The organism is Candidatus Competibacter phosphatis (assembly GCF_012939995.1).
GTDB classification, from domain to species: Bacteria; Pseudomonadota; Gammaproteobacteria; order Competibacterales; family Competibacteraceae; genus Competibacter; species Competibacter phosphatis.
In genome coordinates, this window is the sequence record NZ_SPMZ01000019.1 from 111,722 (window position 1) to 127,778 (window position 16,057).

12 protein-coding genes and 1 pseudogene are annotated in these 16,057 nt (G+C 58.8%); 9 read left to right on the forward strand and 4 right to left on the reverse strand.

Features of this window, described 5'->3' with window-relative positions; genetic code table 11:
* The first annotated feature begins 604 nt into the window (after window positions 1–604).
* The 5 genes from E4P82_RS07645 (at window position 605) to E4P82_RS21920 (ending at window position 3,703) form a co-directional block, all read left to right on the forward strand.
* Window positions 605–1,033 (forward strand): ABC transporter substrate-binding protein, encoded by a 429-nt coding sequence (locus E4P82_RS07645; RefSeq protein WP_312914407.1) that lies wholly within the window; start codon window positions 605–607, stop codon window positions 1,031–1,033.
* Entirely contained in the window at window positions 996–1,670 is a 675-nt protein-coding gene (locus E4P82_RS07650; RefSeq protein ID WP_169248328.1) for a type 1 periplasmic-binding domain-containing protein, read from the forward strand. The genes E4P82_RS07645 and E4P82_RS07650 overlap by 38 nt, the downstream gene beginning before the upstream one ends.
* 79 nt (window positions 1,671–1,749) lie before the next feature.
* A complete protein-coding gene (pdxH, locus tag E4P82_RS07655) occupies window positions 1,750–2,394 on the forward strand; it encodes a pyridoxamine 5'-phosphate oxidase (protein ID WP_169248329.1) in 645 nt (214 codons plus the stop codon).
* 8 nt (window positions 2,395–2,402) lie between these two features.
* A complete protein-coding gene (locus E4P82_RS21915) occupies window positions 2,403–3,242 on the forward strand; it encodes a glutaredoxin family protein (RefSeq protein ID WP_246327429.1) in 840 nt (279 codons plus the stop codon).
* 38 nt (window positions 3,243–3,280) lie between these two features.
* Window positions 3,281–3,703 (forward strand): hypothetical protein, encoded by a 423-nt coding sequence (locus E4P82_RS21920; protein WP_246327430.1) that lies wholly within the window; start codon window positions 3,281–3,283, stop codon window positions 3,701–3,703.
* 608 nt (window positions 3,704–4,311) lie between these two features.
* On the opposite strand, the gene E4P82_RS07665 is transcribed toward E4P82_RS21920, so the two are convergent.
* Together E4P82_RS07665 and acsA are read right to left on the reverse strand one after the other, a co-directional pair.
* Complete coding sequence (locus tag E4P82_RS07665) at window positions 4,312–4,575, reverse strand: acyl carrier protein (RefSeq protein WP_169248330.1); 264 nt, start codon at window positions 4,573–4,575, stop codon at window positions 4,312–4,314.
* 199 nt (window positions 4,576–4,774) lie between these two features.
* Window positions 4,775–6,535 carry an acetate--CoA ligase gene (acsA, locus tag E4P82_RS07670; protein ID WP_169248331.1) on the reverse strand — a complete coding sequence of 587 codons (1,761 nt, stop codon included), beginning with the start codon at window positions 6,533–6,535 and terminating at the stop codon, window positions 4,775–4,777.
* A gap of 186 nt (window positions 6,536–6,721) precedes the next feature.
* Here acsA and E4P82_RS07675 point away from each other — a divergent pair, with 186 nt between their 5' ends.
* The 3 genes from E4P82_RS07675 to mobA all read left to right on the forward strand — a co-directional run bounded on the left by E4P82_RS07675 (window position 6,722) and on the right by mobA (window position 10,902).
* Window positions 6,722–9,418, forward strand: a complete 2,697-nt coding sequence (locus E4P82_RS07675; protein WP_169248332.1) for a bifunctional acetate--CoA ligase family protein/GNAT family N-acetyltransferase — start codon at window positions 6,722–6,724, stop codon at window positions 9,416–9,418.
* 109 nt (window positions 9,419–9,527) lie between these two features.
* A complete protein-coding gene (locus E4P82_RS07680; protein WP_169248333.1) occupies window positions 9,528–10,280 on the forward strand; it encodes an MBL fold metallo-hydrolase in 753 nt (250 codons plus the stop codon).
* A 25-nt stretch (window positions 10,281–10,305) separates the two neighbouring features.
* Complete coding sequence (mobA, locus tag E4P82_RS07685; protein ID WP_420887073.1) at window positions 10,306–10,902, forward strand: molybdenum cofactor guanylyltransferase MobA; 597 nt, start codon at window positions 10,306–10,308, stop codon at window positions 10,900–10,902.
* Between the two features lie 59 nt (window positions 10,903–10,961).
* Here mobA and narL read toward each other — a convergent pair whose 3' ends face one another.
* Together narL and E4P82_RS07695 are read right to left on the reverse strand one after the other, a co-directional pair.
* Window positions 10,962–11,612: a two-component system response regulator NarL gene (narL, locus tag E4P82_RS07690; protein ID WP_169248335.1), complete on the reverse strand. Its 651-nt coding sequence runs from the start codon at window positions 11,610–11,612 to the stop codon at window positions 10,962–10,964.
* Complete coding sequence (locus E4P82_RS07695; protein ID WP_169248336.1) at window positions 11,605–13,485, reverse strand: type IV pili methyl-accepting chemotaxis transducer N-terminal domain-containing protein; 1,881 nt, start codon at window positions 13,483–13,485, stop codon at window positions 11,605–11,607. The genes narL and E4P82_RS07695 overlap by 8 nt, the downstream gene beginning before the upstream one ends.
* A gap of 309 nt (window positions 13,486–13,794) precedes the next feature.
* Here E4P82_RS07695 and E4P82_RS23145 point away from each other — a divergent pair.
* Window positions 13,795–16,057: pseudogene (locus E4P82_RS23145) on the forward strand (nitrate/nitrite transporter).

The window sequence follows — 16,057 nt, forward strand, 5'->3', positions numbered from 1 at the left end:
GTCCGCTGGTTCCGGGTCTGACGGCACGGATCGGGCCGGTCGGGAAAATACGGCCAAGGGCCGGGCAGTTTGGGCAGCATCGATTTTCTCCACCAAAGCAACCCCCTCCCATTACCTAGGCAATCAGCCTCTTGTCAACCCTCCCGCATGACGTGATTGCCCTGCACTACTTTGGGCGATAGTTGAAAAATTGTTTTCATATATATAAAATATTATACTTGTAAATTAAATTTTACATAATCTCCGGTGCTTGTTGTATTTATCAAGTAAAATCATATACTTGTAATGAATAAGCTGCTGAAAATAGCGATATTCCATTAAATTCAATAAGTTATCGGTAATTCAAGCGCTATTTTAGTGCTATTTGGTACATAAGGAAATAATGCAATCATGTATTTCATTGAAAAATATAAATATTTATCAAAGTCCATTTTTTTTGGCAATGGTTGGTTTTTTTAAGCCTGATTACTTCAGGCGGTGTTTGTCAAAAGCGCGGATATGCAAGGTGATGGTGTCACACCTACCTCTATCCGGGTCGGTTCGATCATGGATTTAGATGATGAAACCCAAATGCGTGGCCAAGCGATCAAAATAGGTCTTGAAAGTGCGCTTAAAGGCGAAAAAAGTCGAAGGTCGTACCATTGAACTGACTGTTCTGAACGATTCATATAGCCCAAATAAGGCGGTTGAAAGTACAAAGAAACTGATTGAACAGGGTATATTTGCCATGATTGCCAATACGGGCGGCCCTACGGTCAAAGCTGCGTTGCCTTTGTTAGCTGAAAACAAAGTTCCTGCAGTTGGCTTTCCCATCGGTGTCGATTTTCTACGTCCTGGCATTGGCGATATCATTAATTTTCGTCCCAGCTTTGGCCAAGAAGCCGCATTGGTGGTGGAAGCCGCGCTTGCCGCCGGCGTGAAACCGAAGGAGATATGTGCTTACGTTCCTAATGACGCCGGGGGCATCGGTAATTTGAAGATGCTTAAGAAAATATTTGAAAAAACAACCAGGTGCAGCAGAAGTTATCGCTAAGCTAGACGAAATTATTGCTCTGCCAGATGAAGATCCCAAGCACAACGGTGTGGGTCCGGTCGGATTCTTTACGCGGCATACACAACAATTTGCACGCCCCGGATATGAGTCTTTGAAGAAATGGGAAAAAACCGCCAACACCAAATGTCGGTTAGTGATGCTATTAGGTGGGGGCAATATGCCAACTAGTGCATTCATTGGCTATGCTAATTACAAGAAAGAGCCATGGGTGTTTAGCGTGACGTCTCAGCTTGAACTTACTACCTTTGTCGAAGACATGAGAAATTATAAAGTCTTCGAAAATATCATTTTGACACAGGTCGTACCTTCCATGGATTCGCCTCTGCCCATTGTTAATGATGCACGCAAGGCTTTAGGCATTCAGCTAAATAATTCTTCGCTAGAAGGATATATTGTTGGCAAAATGTTTCTTGCCATCATGCATGACATCAAAGGTGACATTACCCGAGCTAATTTTCTCGCTGCGGTAAGAGGTAAAACATTTGATCTCGGTGGATTGACACTGGATTTTACTGACGATAATCAGGGCTCTAATTTTGTACAACCTTATGTGTTCGAGGAGGGTACTTTCAAGTTGCATACCCCTCAGCAACTTCAAAAGTTATTTAATCAGTGATTTTGTCATCAGGGCTGGACTCCAAACTTGGGTATAATCGTGCCTGATTGCCAATCCGCCACGGGAAACTGGAACCGCCATGAGCCAATCTCTTGCCGAACTGCGTCAGGATTATTCCTTAAGTGTCTTGACCAAGGCCAATGTGGACCCTGATCCGATCCGGCAATTTCAGCGCTGGATGCGGGAAGCCATCGCCGCGCAATTGCCCGAGCCTAACGCCATGACTTTGGCCACCGCCGATCGGACTGGACGCCCCTACGCGCGCGTGGTGCTGCTCAAGGAGTGCGATGCCGACGGTTTCGTGTTCTTTAGCAACTACCGCAGCGACAAGGGTCGGCAGATCGCCGAAAATCCCCATGTCGCTCTCGTGTTTCTCTGGTTGGAGGTGGAACGGCAGGTGCGGGTCGAGGGTACGGTCAGCCAGATATCCGCAGCCGAGTCGGAAGCCTATTTCCGCTGCCGGCCACGCGAAAGCCGGTTGGGCGCACTGGCCTCGCGGCAGAGTCAGGTGGTGGCCAGCCGCCAGATCCTGGACCAGCGCTTCGAGCAATTGGCTGCCCAATATCCGGACGATGATATTCCGATGGCCTACCACTGGGGCGGTTATCGGGTCAAACCGGACCTGCTGGAGTTTTGGCAGGGTCGCCATGGCCGGATGCACGACCGGCTGCGTTATCGCCCGCGAAACGAGGGTGGCTGGTTGCTGGAGCGATTGGAACCCTGAATCCCACCATGTCGTGCTTGAGGCTGGGTGGGTTGTTGCTGGCCCTATTGTTAGTTGGATGGTTTGCGCCAAGCAGCTTCGCACAAGGAACGCCGACCGCGCCGGACGACGGGTGGCTGACCCGTACCGCGAGCGGTGAGCCGCGTGTGCATCTATATTTTTTCTGGACACGGACCTGCCCCCACTGCCGGCGGGCACGACCCTTCATCGAGTCGTTGCCGGGTCAATATCCCTGGCTGGAGCTGCACAGTCACGACCTGTCGCGGGACATGGCCGCGGGGTTGCGGTACGCCCGAATGGCCGAGGCATTGGGCGAGTCGGCTCGCGCCGTGCCGGCTTTGCTGTTCTGCGGCCGGATGATAACCGGCTTCGACAGTCCCGATAGCACCGGCCATGCCCTGCGCCAACAACTGGAAGAGTGTCACCGTCGTTACGCGCAATCCATGACGGCTTCCGCGCCCACGACGATCACCCCGCCCGCCGCCGAACCACCGGTGTTGACCCTGCCGCTGCTCGGCGCGCTGGATCCCTCGGCGCTTTCCCTGCCGGCGTTGACCGTGGTGCTGGCCGGATTGGATGCGTTCAATCCCTGTGCGTTCTTCGTGTTGCTGTTTCTGCTCAGCCTGCTGGTGCATGCCCGCGACCGGAGGCGGATGCTGCTGATCGGCGGAGTATTCGTGTTCTTTTCGGGCGCGATCTATTTCGTGTTCATGACCGCTTGGCTCAACGTCTTTTTTGTGGCTGGGCGAATTGCGGTTTATCACCGTGCTGGCCGGGTTGTTGGCGGTGTCGATGGGTGGAGTGAACGTCAAGGATTTTTTTTGCTTTTCGGCAAGGGCCGTCGCTGAGCATTGCCGATGAAGCCAAGCCGAAGCTGTTCAAGCGCATGCGAGCGCTGGTGGGTGGGGAGAAATTGCCGTCGTTGTTGATGGGCACGATCGCGCTGGCCATCGTCGCCAACAGTTACGAACTGCTGTGTACCGCCGGTTTTCCGATGGTCTATACCCGCGCACTGACCCTGAATCAGTTGTCCACTGGGGCATATTACGGCTACCTGGCACTCTACAATCTGATTTACGTACTACCGTTGCTGGCGATCGTGCTGGTATTCACCTGGACGCTGGGTTCGCGCAAGTTACGGGAAGGGGAAGCGCGGGTCTTGAAGCTGCTGTCGGGCATCATGATGATGGGGTTGGGATTGCTGTTGCTGGTTTATCCCGAGGGATTGAGCGACGCATTGACTTCGTTGCTGGTGATCGCCGCCGCGCTGGCGTTGACCGGTGTGGTGTCGGTGGTGAAGAAAGGTTGAGGGCACGTTTCCACCGTGTGCGCTTGTGTATCGGTCAACAGGCATTTAACCGCGCTTCCAGTGGGTCGGAACTTGTGCTTGGTCCGTATGACCGGATCTGTCGTGACCATATTTCGCGCATCCAAGGGTTGCGCGATCAGGCGCAATCGGTATAATGCGACCATCGCCAAGGTCGTGCCAATATTAGAATTAATGGCGATTTCCCCGTTATGGGGCCTTTTGTTGTCAGGGTTGCGGTGATTGGTGGAATCCAAAGAAAACGTTAAAAAAATGACCGGGCAAAGTGCTTGACCAAAAATCATCAAAGGAGGATTGCGCGATGGTTCGGGGCGTTCGATGAGCCTACCTGACATCGCCGATTCTAGGATTCCAGTTTAGAGCAAGCACTCTAAGATCCTCATGGCGACACGATGACCGATCCCCCGTTGGATCGGTTTTCTTCATTTTGGGCATCGCATCCGTGCCCTGCCCATGATGTGGTGAAGGTGGATCTGTAGGGCGGGTAAGGGTTCGCGGACGATGGCGCTTTCGCCAGGTGAAAAACTTCTTGGGCCAATGGCTACAACTGTGTCTTTCGCTTGAATTATGGTGGGATGTGGCCTTCCCGATCAGGCTGTCAGCATCAGTTGTTCAGCCAAATAGCGTTCACACCCCTTCAATGTCGACAGCTTTGGATAGTCGAAGTCGAAGATGGTCACATTCATTTCCTTTTCCAGGCTCATCATCAGCCGAAGGAAGTCAATCGAGTCCAATTCGAGCTGGTCGTGAAAGCTGATGTCAGGGTTGATTGCCTGGGTATCGGCGTTCGGGATGACATCGGCAAGGATGCGAAGGATCGCTTCGCGAATTTGTTCTTTGTTCATGGTGCTCATGGATTTTTCCTCTCGCGCGGGGTAAGGCGCGCTCAAACCCTGTAGGTCATTGTATGACGATATGCTGCAGTGCAGCACGAGTGTCTCATCGATCATTTGAAAAAGCAAGCCAGTTTCGGTGGCCAGCGATCAACTGCTCTTGGTTAAATGCTGCAATAATCTTACCAGCAATGATTAGAATAAACCTACTAAACTGATCTCAGGATTCGTTCCCATCGTTGTTTTCCAGCGTCGAAAGATCGCCGGGTGGTAACCCCAGTTCTTGGGCGCGCAGCAGCCGACGCATGATCTTGCCGCTACGGGTTTTGGGCAGATCGCTCATGAATTCCAGTTCGCGCGGCGCCACCGCCGGTCCCAGCCGGTTACGCGCAAAACCGAGCAGTTCTCGGCGCAGTGCGTCGTCCGGCGCATGGTCGGGCTTGAGCGCCACGAAAACCTTGACGATTTGGCCGGCGTAATCGTCCGGCTTGCCGATCATGCCGGCCTCGGCCACCGCCGGGTGCTCCAGCAGCACGTTTTCCACCTCGAACGGCCCAATCAGGTGCCCGGAAGTCTTGATCACGTCGCCGGAACGACCCAGGAACCAGAAGTAGCCGTCGGCGTCCCGGGTGGCCAAATCACCACTGAGGTACCAGTCGGCGGCGAAGCATTGCCGGTAACGCGCCTCGTCTTCCAGGTAGCCGCGGAACATGGAAGGCCAGCCTGTCCGCAGGGCCAGCTCACCCTCTTCGCCGGATTCGAGTAGATCCACGCCCCCATCCGACCGCCGCCGGACGATGGCGGCCTCGACGCCCGGCAGCGGCTGGCCCATGGAGCCGGGTCGGATATCTCGGTCGCGGGTGTTGGCGATCATGATTGCCCCGGTTTCGGTTTGCCACCAGGTGTCGTGGAACGGCTGACCCAAGGTTTCCAGGCCCCAGATCACGCCTTCGGGGTTCAGCGGCTCGCCGACGCTGGCCATGAACCGCAACGCGCTCAGATCGTGTCCGTGCGCGGCGTCGGCGCCGACCTTCATCAGCATGCGGATCGCGGTCGGGGCGGTATACCAGACGTTGACCCGTTCCCTTGCGAGAATGGCGTACCAGCGGCGAGCATCGAATTCAGCCTCGTCGACCACCAGAGTTACACCGTTGGTCAGCGGGGCGATGATGCCGTAGGACACTCCGGTGACCCAGCCAGGGTCTGCGGTGCACCAAAAGACGTCACCAGGCCGCAGGTCCAGCACCCAACGGCCGGTCAGGCGGTGGGCCGCCACGGCGTCGTGGACGTGCACCGCGCCCTTGGGGGCACCGGTGGTGCCGCTGGTGAAATGCAGCAGTGCCCAGTCTTCCGGTAGAGTGGTGGGCGGTGCGCGTCGATCCGATTCGGCCTCCATGAGAGTGTGAAAGGAACGAACGTTGGAATCGTCGTCGCCATCGGCCAGCAATACGTGCTCCAGATCCGGCAGTTGTTCGCGCTGCGGTAGGATCTTGCGCTGGTAAAGCAGCGAGGTGGTTACCAGTAGCCGTGCTCGGCTCTTGGCCACCCGCACCCGCACCGGCTCCGGGCCAAAGGCGGAAAACAAGGGGCAGAACACCGCGCCGACCTTCAGGGTTCCCAGCGCGGTCACATACAGCTCGGGGATGCGGCCGGCCAGTGTGCACACCCGATCGCCCTTGCCGATGCCGAGCCGTTCCAGCAGGTTGGCGAAGCGATTGCTCAAGTGGGCCAGATCGGCGTAGGTGTATTCTCGGCGCTCGCCGTTTTTGCCCAGCCAGCGCAGCGCCACGGTTTTACCCAGGCCAGCTTCGACCTGGCGGTCCACCGCCTCGTAGGCGATATTCAAACCGCCATTGGGCAATCCAGCCAATTCGGCGCGGGCGTTCTCCCAGGAGAAGCCGGCTCGCATCACTGTCTCATCGATCAAGTTCGGCGCCGGTTCGTCAGGCGCCGGTTTTTTGCATATCGGTGTCCAACTCATGCCGAGTGTCTCCAGGGGTTATGGGCTTCGGGTCGCTTCGATTGTAGGAAAAATCCACGGTGCTGGCATGGCCATCGGGTCCGCGATAAGGTTCAGACTGGTGGGAATCGCGTTACCATATTCGCATTCCCCTTCGACCCACTGGTCCCGCCGTCAGCGGTGACGACCATCGCAAGAGACCCATTCATGACCATTCGCAATCTTGAATACCTGTTCAAGCCCCGCTCCATCGCCATCGTCGGGCGAGGCAAACGGGCGGGTGGTTTCGATGCCACCGTGGAGTTCAATCTGATCGAGGGTGGGTTCAAGGGGCCGGTGATGCCGGTCAATCCGGACCAGCAGGCTGTTTCCGGCGTGCTGGCCTACAAGAATATCGATAGCCTGCCGCTGGTGCCCGAGCTGGCCATTTTGACCACGCCGGTCGAAGAAGCCCCGGAGCTAATCGGCCAGTTGGGCGCGCGCGGCACCAAGGCGGTGCTGCTGCTCAGCCGGGAAGTGTTGCAGGATCATCGCGGCGCCAAGGCGGCGTTGCTCGGCCCGGAAATCTCCCGCAGGTATACGGATGAAGGCGAGAGTCTGAAGCAAAGGATATTGGCCGCCGCCAAGCCGTATCTGCTCCGCGTCATGGGTCCGGATCATCTGGGTTATGCGGTACCCTCGGCGGACCTCAATGCCAGCTTGAGCGCCAGCCGACCATTGTTGGGCCACATCGCCTTGCTCTGCCAGTCCGCCGCGGTGATGCGCAGCCTCCTCGATTGGGCGACCAGCCACGAGATTGGTTTCTCGCATGTGATCTCGGTGGGCATGCGCTGGGATGTGGATTTCGGCGATTTGCTGGATTACTTGCTGCGGGACTCGCACACCCGCGCCATCCTGATGTACATGGAAAATACCCGCAACCGCCGCAAGTTCGTCTCGGCCGCGCGCGCCGCCGCTCGGGTCAAGCCGGTCATTGTGCTCAAGCCGCGCGATTTTCGGGCCGGGTCGGTCGAGGATGCCGTGTACGACGCCGTGTTCCAGCGGGCCGGCATTTTGCGGGTGGACAATATCGAGCAGTTGTTTGCCGCCGCCGAAACCCTCGCCACCGCCAAACCGGTGTTCAGCAACCGGCTCATGATCCTTAGCAACAGCTATAGTCTGGCTTTGCTGACCAGCGATGCCTTGCATCGTTATGGTGGCCAGTTGACTCGGATCAGCGAAGAGACCCGTGCGCAGGTGGCGCGAGCCTGCCGCCCGGACTATCCGATCGAAAACCCGGTCGATCTGGGCGATATGGCCGGTGCCGAGGAATATGGCAAGGCGCTGGATTTATTGCTGAAGGAACCGGGCACCGACGGGATACTGGTGCTGCATGCACCCTCCTCGATGGATCGCTCGATGGAGAGCGCGAGAACTTTGGTCGAGCGGGCTGGTGGCCGGCGATTGATCATGACCTGCTGGATCGGTGAGTCGTCGGTGCAATCGGCGCGGGAGATGTTCAAGTCCGCGCACATTCCCACCTATCAGGCACCCGGCGAAGCGGTGGAAGCTTTCATGCGCCTGGCTCAGCACCGGCGCAATCAGGAACTGTTGATGGAGACCCCCCCCTCGATCCCGGAGGAGTTTACGCCCGATACCGAGACCGCCCGCCGCGTCATCCAGATTGCCTTGATCGCCGGTCGGCGCCGCTTGAACGCTTACGAAACCAGCCAGATCCTGAGCGCTTATGAAATCCCGGTGGCACCGCTGCATTTTGCTTCCACGCCGGAAGCGGCTAGTGAAATGGCCCTGGAGCTGAAGGTTCCCGTCGCGCTCAAGATCCTCTCGCCCGACATCGCCAGTAAATCCGAGGTGGGTGGCGTGGCCTTTGGCCTGAGCAATCCGTTGCAGGTATTGGTCGCCGCCAGCGACATGTTAGCGCGGGTACGCGAACTCGCGCCCGAAGCGGTGATTGACGGGTTTGCGGTGCAAGCGATGCAATCCCGGCACGGTGCCTATGAGTTGATGGTCGGTGTACGTACCGGTCGCCGCTTCGGGCCGGTCATCATCTTCGGTCACGGCGGCACCGAAGCCGAAGTGATCGACGATATGGCCTATGCCTTGCCGCCGTTGAACATGCAACTGGCACGCGATCTGATGTCGCGGACCCGCTTGTACCGCCAGCTTCGCGATAACCGCGGCCGGCCGGTCGATCTGGATGAAATCGCCCTGACTCTGATCAAGGTTTCCCAGATGGTGGTCGATCTGGCCGAGGTGGTGGAGATGGACATCAACCCGCTCTGGATCAATAACAGCGGCTTGTTGGCGCTGGACGCCAATGTATCGATCGAGACGGTCGATCCAACGACCGTCAGCCAGCGGCTGGCGATCCTGCCCTACCCGAAAGAGCTGGAAAAACTTTTCGTGCTGCCCGATGGCCGCCGATTCCTGATGCGGCCGATCTTGCCCGAAGACGAACCGCAGATTATCGATCTGGTGCGGCGCATGCCGGCCGAGGACGTGCGGATGCGCTTCTTCCAGCCCATTCGCGAACTGTCGCACGACATGGCCGCCCGCCTGACCCAGCTCGATTACAACCGGGAGATGGCGATCGCCATGACATCGCCCGATGGCGTGCCGGGTAAAACCACGATCTGGGGCGTGGTGCGCTGCAACGCCGACCCGAACATGGAGAAGGCCGAATATTCGATTCTGGTGGATCGGGCCATGACTGGAATCGGGCTGGGGCCGATGCTGATGCGCTACATCATCGAGTACGCCAGGAAGCTCGGTATCAAGGAGTTGTATGGGGAGGTGTTGCGGGAGAACGAGGCGATGCTCCGGCTCAATCGGGCGCTCAATTTCAAGATCCAAGCCACGTTCGACGATCCTGGGGTATTGCATGTGTCCTTGCCGCTGAACTGAGCGTTGAGCGTGCATCGTTCATACGGGTCATACGGACGGAAAACGGCTGTGTCTTGCCTACTCCAAGTAATCAGATGCACTCACCGATGAGCTTAATAAGGAGGCGATCATGCTTTTCCGGCAACTGTTCGAGCCAGTGTCCTGTACCTACACCTACCTATTGGGTTGTCCGACCAGCGGCGAGTGTGCCCTGATCGATCCGGTGATCGAAACTGCGGAACGCGATCTGGCGGTGATTCGGGATCTTGGCTTGCGCCTGAGCTGCACCATCGAAACCCATGTCCATGCCGACCATCTGACCGGCGCGCTCAAACTCAAGCATCTGGCGGGTAGCCGGATCGCCTATCCGGCCATGGATGCGCTGCCTTGTGCCGATATCGGCCTGCGCGAGGGTGAGCCGCTGCGGATCGGTCAGCTCGCATTGCACCCGTTATTCACGCCGGGTCATACTGACACCCATCATTGTTATATGACGGATGCCGGCGTTCACACCTTATTGTTCTCCGGCGATACCTTGCTGATCGACGGTTGCGGGCGTACCGATTTTCAGTCCGGCGATCCGGTGGCGTTGTATCGCAGCATCCACGACAAACTGTTCGTGTTGCCGGACGAGACATTGGTGTATCCGGGGCACGATTACGACGGACGGTTCGTGTCGTCCATCGCCCAGGAAAAGGCGCGCAACTTACGGCTGGGCGGCGGCAAGAGTCTGGAGCAGTTCGTGGCGATCATGAATGGCCTCGACCTGCCCAATCCGAGAAAAATGGCGTTCGCGGTGCCCGGCAACCAACTCTGCGGTCAATGCCCGCCGAACGTACCGGACGAGTTGCGCTCGCCTTGCGAGTTTGGCGATCAGGGCTGATGCGGATCGATCCCGGCGCATGGTCTTGAATCCACGAACCGGGGTGACCGGGGTCCTTCTGGCCGGCGGACGCGCCGAGCGCATGGGTGGCCGGGACAAGGGCCTGCTGCCACTGGCCGGCGAACCGTTGATCGCGCACGGTGTCCGCCGCTTGCGGCCGCAAGTCGCCGAGTTGCTGATCAGCGCCAACCGCAATCACGACGTTTATCGAACTCATGGTTGCCGGGTGATCGGCGACGATCCGAGTCTGCGTTTCCGGGGACCATTGGCCGGGGTGCTGGCGGCGCTACGGGCGGCCGAAACACCCTATGTGTTGACCGCGCCCTGCGATTCTCCATGGCTACCGGCGGATTACGCACAACGGATGCTGGCGGCGCTGGAACGGGAACAGACCACGATCAGCGTGGCGTATGGCGAAGGTTGTTGGCAGCCGGTGTTCGCGTTGTTGCCGGTGACGTTGCGGGACGATCTGGCCGCTTGGTTGGCGGTGGGCGAGGGTGGCGTGGGCCGCTGGCTGCGTCGGCATCGGCCGGCGCGGGCCGAGTTCGCCGACCGACCGATGCTATTTCGTAATGTGAATACGCCGGAGGAATTGGCTCTGCTGGAAGCGGCATGGAGGTGACTGCCGGATGTCAGCGATGGGGGAATTTGCCCCAGCTTGTAGGTCTGAATCAGTCGCCGCTAAGCGTGAAATCCCTGTTTGACCGCCCAAACCGCCGCTTCGACCCGCGAAGCCAGATCGAGTTTGCGCAACAGGTGTTTGACATGAACTTTCACCGTGCCTTCGGTGATGTTCAGTTTGCGGGCAATCAGTTTGTTGCTGCAACCAGCGGCGATCAGCGACAAGATTTCCCGCTCCCGCTCGGTTAGCTTGACACTGTCGATGGGTCTGGGTTGGGTCTCGTGGCGCAGTGTGTCGGCCAGAATCGCCGCCACCCGCTCGCCCAGCGCGATACGGCCCTGCGCGGCGGCTTTCAGGCTGTGCAGAACCTCTTCCGGTTCCATGTCCTTGAGCAGATAGCCGTCGGCGCCCAGCCGCAGCGCCGCCACCACGTCTTCCTCGCTATCGGAAACGGTCAGGATGATCACCCGCGTGTCCAGGTCGGCGGCTTTGAGGGCTTTCAGGGCTTCCATGCCGCTCAGGCCGCGCATGTTCAGATCGAGCAGGATCAAATCCGGCCGTAAGCGATGCGCCAACTCCACGCCCTGTTGGCCGTCGCCGGCCTCGCCGACCAACCGCAGGGAGGGCTCCATGGCGATCAGTTGCAGAATGCCCTTGCGCATCAGCGGGTGGTCGTCGACGACCAGAATGGTTTGGACTTCGTCAAGCATAACGCACCTCGTCGCGTGGCTGGCCGGCACTGTCGAGGGAGCGCCGATGAGCGGTGGGCAGGAACCTTAATTGCACCCGCAGGCCACGGCCGGGTTGGGAATGAAAGCTCAACACGCCGCCCATCTGAGCGGCTCGCTCGCGCATGATATTGAGGCCAAAGTGGTTTTCCCTATTGGTTTCGGCCGGTAATCCGATGCCGTCGTCGGCGATGTCGATGGCCGCCTCGCCCTCGTGCGTGTTGTACAGTCGCACCGAAATCCGCTGGGCGCGGGCGTGTTTGACGGCGTTGTTCAGTGCTTCCCGGACGATTTGCATCACATGAATCTGTTCGTTGGGATCAAGCGGGCAGTTCCAGCCAGAATGATTCAGTTCGATCGGCAGTTGGCTGCGGTGACTGAATTCCCGCGCTACTTCGCGCAGGCTGTCCTCCAGTCGGGGATGTTCCATCTTCAGGCGAAACGTGGCGATCAGTTCCCGCAATTGCCGGTAAGCACCGTTGAGACCCTCGCGCAGCTCGGTGACGATGTCGCGTGCTTGCGCGGCGGCTTCGGCGCCGCCCGGTAGCAGTTGCAGGCGACCGACCTGGATTTTCAGATAGGACAACGATTGCGCCAGCGAGTCGTGCAATTCACGGGCGATGACCGCGCGCTCTTCCAACAGCGCCAGCCGGCGACGATGCTCGGTTTGTTCGTTGGCCCGCAACGCGGCGGCGATGTTGCGCGCCACCGCTTCCAACAGCGGTAGTTGCCAGGTGGCGACCGTTTCCAGACTGGGGCTACGGACGATCAATACCCCGAACTGCCGCTCCTGGACCGTGATCGGGATGGAAAACAGTTCGTGGCCGGTGTCTAGCGGGTGGGTGGCGCCATCGCCCAGACAAGATTCGCAGTTCGGCCGACGACAGAACGCCGCACGATCGGGCGGTTGCGGCTGGGCGGTAAAGACCCGACTGGCCTGGCGGCTGGTGGGGTCGATCAGGCAGAGCGTGATCGAATCCATACCGGTCAATTTTTCGATCTCCGCCAACAAGGCCTGGTAGTTGGCATCGTCGAGGGCCGACTCGCCGAGCCGTCTGGCGGTGTGGTAGAGCAACTCCAGCGAGCGGTTGCTGATCCGCAGCGCCTGGGTTTGCCGTTCGACCCGAGCCTCCAGATCGGCGTACATCGCCGACAGGTCGGTCGCCATCAGGTTGAAGGCGTGGCCCAGCACGCCCAATTCGTCGTTGCCGACATGGCTGGCCCGCACCGTCAAGTCGCCGCTGCGGGCCTTGCGCGCCAGTTCCACCAGATCGCGCAACGGCGCGATGACGCCGCTGTGCAATTGGTACATGGCGGTGAAAATCAGCACCAGGGTTAAAAACAGGGCCATGCCCTGCACCAACCGCAACCACAGGATTTTCGCCTCGGTGTCCTGTTCCAGCAGCTTGACGAAGGCATCCAGCTTGGCGACGAAATCGTCCACCTGCCGCAAATAGGCCGTGGAGGGCGAGGTGTCCGCCACGGAAGTTTCCAGGATCGGCCGCAGGGCGTCGCGCCAGGACGACATGATGGCCCTCAGCGTCCGGTTCTTGGAGTCGCTTTTGGCCGGGGAGATCGCGCCGGTTTGCCAGAGATGATCCAAGCGGCGTTCGAACTGGTCGATTTCCCGAGCCACATTCTCGACAGGGTGGGTATCGGTGCCATGGGAGTCCTGCAAACGGGTGGCGATGCGGTAGGACTGCATGCGCAACGAGCCGGCCAGGTTGAGCGCGGCGGCGTCGCCCTTGCTGGATTCGGCGATGAACACCGAACTGGTCATGCTCAGCAGCGCCAGCAGCACGATGCCGCCCATGGTCAGGCCGTTGCGGAAAATGATCGAGTCGTTGCTTTTCATTGGAAGATTCTCTCATCGTCGCCCTGTCCGTCATGGCTCGACCATGCCGAAACACCTGAATATTACTAGGGTATTGTGGATACCCCCACGGAGTGACGCAGGGTGGGCAGTCCATTCGCGCCGTCATCGAGTGGCATTCGATAAGTGAAATAATAACAGCTAGTTATCTTGCGTGATCGATGTACCTCCAAAGAGGTATGCGATCGGTCAGGATGGTCGTTTTGGAGATAAAAACCAATGGCTTAACTCAAGAATTAGGCGTCGCGGGCGTCGTAGTATCGCACTTGCAGCATAAAAGCGAGGTTCGCAATGGCTACGACGCTTCAACAAAAACAGATCTCGGTGCTGACGATGAACACCTTGGCCTTCGCGGTGAATTTCGCCGTGTGGACCATGTTTTCGATCATCGGCATCCGCATTAAACAGCAACTCAATCTGAGTGAAACGGAATTCGGCCTGCTGGTCGCCACGCCGATTCTGACCGGTTCGCTGGTCCGACTGCCGCTCGGCATTCTCACCGACCGCTTCGGTGGTCGCATCGTCTTTTTTCGTGCAGATGCTCATCGTCGCCATCCCCGTCTACGGATTGGCGTTCGCGACGCAATACTGGCAATACCTGGTGCTCGGCCTGTTCGTGGGCTTGGCCGGTGGCTCGTTCGCCACAGGCATCGCCTATACCTCGGCTTGGTTCAGCAAGGAACGGCAGGGCACGGCGATGGGCATCTTCGGTGCGGGCAATGCGGGTTCCGCCATCACCAATCTGGTCGCGCCGCTGCTGGTGGTGGCCTATGGCTGGCGGATGGTGCCGCAGGTCTATTCCGTCGCCATGCTGGTCATGGCCGTGGTCTTCTGGTTGTTGACTTATCCCGACCCCAAGACCGAGGAACGCAAGAAGGCCGGAGTCAAGCTCACCCTGGGCCAGCAATTGACGCCACTCATGGACCTGCGGGTATGGCGATTCGGCGTGGCCTATTACTTCGTGTTCGGCGGCTTCGTGGCACTGGCGTTGTGGCTGCCCAAATATTACGTCGGTGAATACGGTCTCGATCTCAAGACCGCTTCTTTCGTCACCATGCTGTTTACCCTGCCTTCCGGGGTCATCCGTGCCTTGGGCGGCTGGATTTCCGACCGTTACGGCGGCGGCCAGACCACTTGGTGGGTGTTCTGGATTTCGCTGATCAGCTTGTTCTTCCTCTGCTATCCGCAGACCACCATGACCGTCCATACCCTGCGCGGCGACGTGTCGCTCAATGTCGGTCTGGGCGTGGTGTCTTTCACCGTGCTGGTATTCGTGGTCGGCATCGCGCAGGGTATCGGCAAAGCCAGCGTCTATCGCAGTTTGGCCGATTACTATCCCAACAGCATGGGTTCGGTCGGTGGTTTGGTCGGGGTGATCGGTGGCCTGGGCGGTTTCACCATGCCGATCATGTTCGGCGTCGCCGTGGACGCCATCGGTGTGCGCAGTAGCGCCTACATGATCATGTTCGCGGTGCTGGCTGGAACCATGCTGTGGACCTGGTTGGCCGAGCGGAATGAACGCGAGGCGATCTTGGAACGGCACGCCGATGTCCGCGCCGAGATGGAACAGGCGCAACTGATCGAGCATGTGCGGCCACATTGGCGTCGGCTGGTCGATTGGCGGCCCGACGACGACACCTTCTGGGAAAAAACCGGTCGGCGTGTCGCCAACCGCAATCTGTGGCTGTCGATGCCTGCGCTGCTGTTGGCCTTCGCCGTCTGGGTGGTGTGGAGCGTGATCGTGGTCGAGTTGCCGCATATCGGCTTCCAGTTCACCGCCAATCAGTTGTTCTGGCTGGCGGCGCTGCCCGGACTATCCGGGGCCTTGTTCCGCCTACTGTTCTCCTTCGTGGTGCCGATTTTCGGCGGGCGCAACTGGACGGTGTTCAGCACCGCGCTATTGTTGCTGCCGACCTTGTGGATCGGCGTCGCGGTGCAAGACCCCAATACCCAGTATCCGGTGTTCGTCGTCATCGCGCTGTTGTGTGGGCTGGGTGGCGGTAACTTCTCGTCCAGCATGGCCAATATCAGCTTCTTCTATCCACGGCGTTTGCAGGGCACGGCGTTGGGATTGAACGCCGGCATCGGCAATCTGGGCGTGGGCTTGGCGCAGTTGATCACGCCGATCGTGGTTTACGGCGGGGCGCTGCTGGTGCTGGGCGGTAATCCGCAAAGCCATACGGATGGGGGCGCGACGACCCAAATCTGGGTGCAAAACGCCGGATTCATCTGGGTTCCGTTCATTTCCGTCGCCGCTGTCGCCGTCTACTTGGGCATGAACAACATCGCCAGCGTCAAGGCGGGTTTCGCCGAGCAGGCCGCGATCTTCAAGCACAAGCATCAATGGCTGATGAGCTGGCTCTACATCGGCACTTTCGGTTCTTTCATCGGTTTGGCGGCCGGATTCCCGATGCTGGTCAACACCATTTTCCCTGGTGTGGACGCTTTCCAGTTCGCGTTTGTCGGCCCGCTGCTCGCTGCGTTCGTCCGCCTATCGGCGGTTGGTTGGCGGATCGTGTGGGCGGGGCGGTCATCACTTTCGGAATCTTCCTGA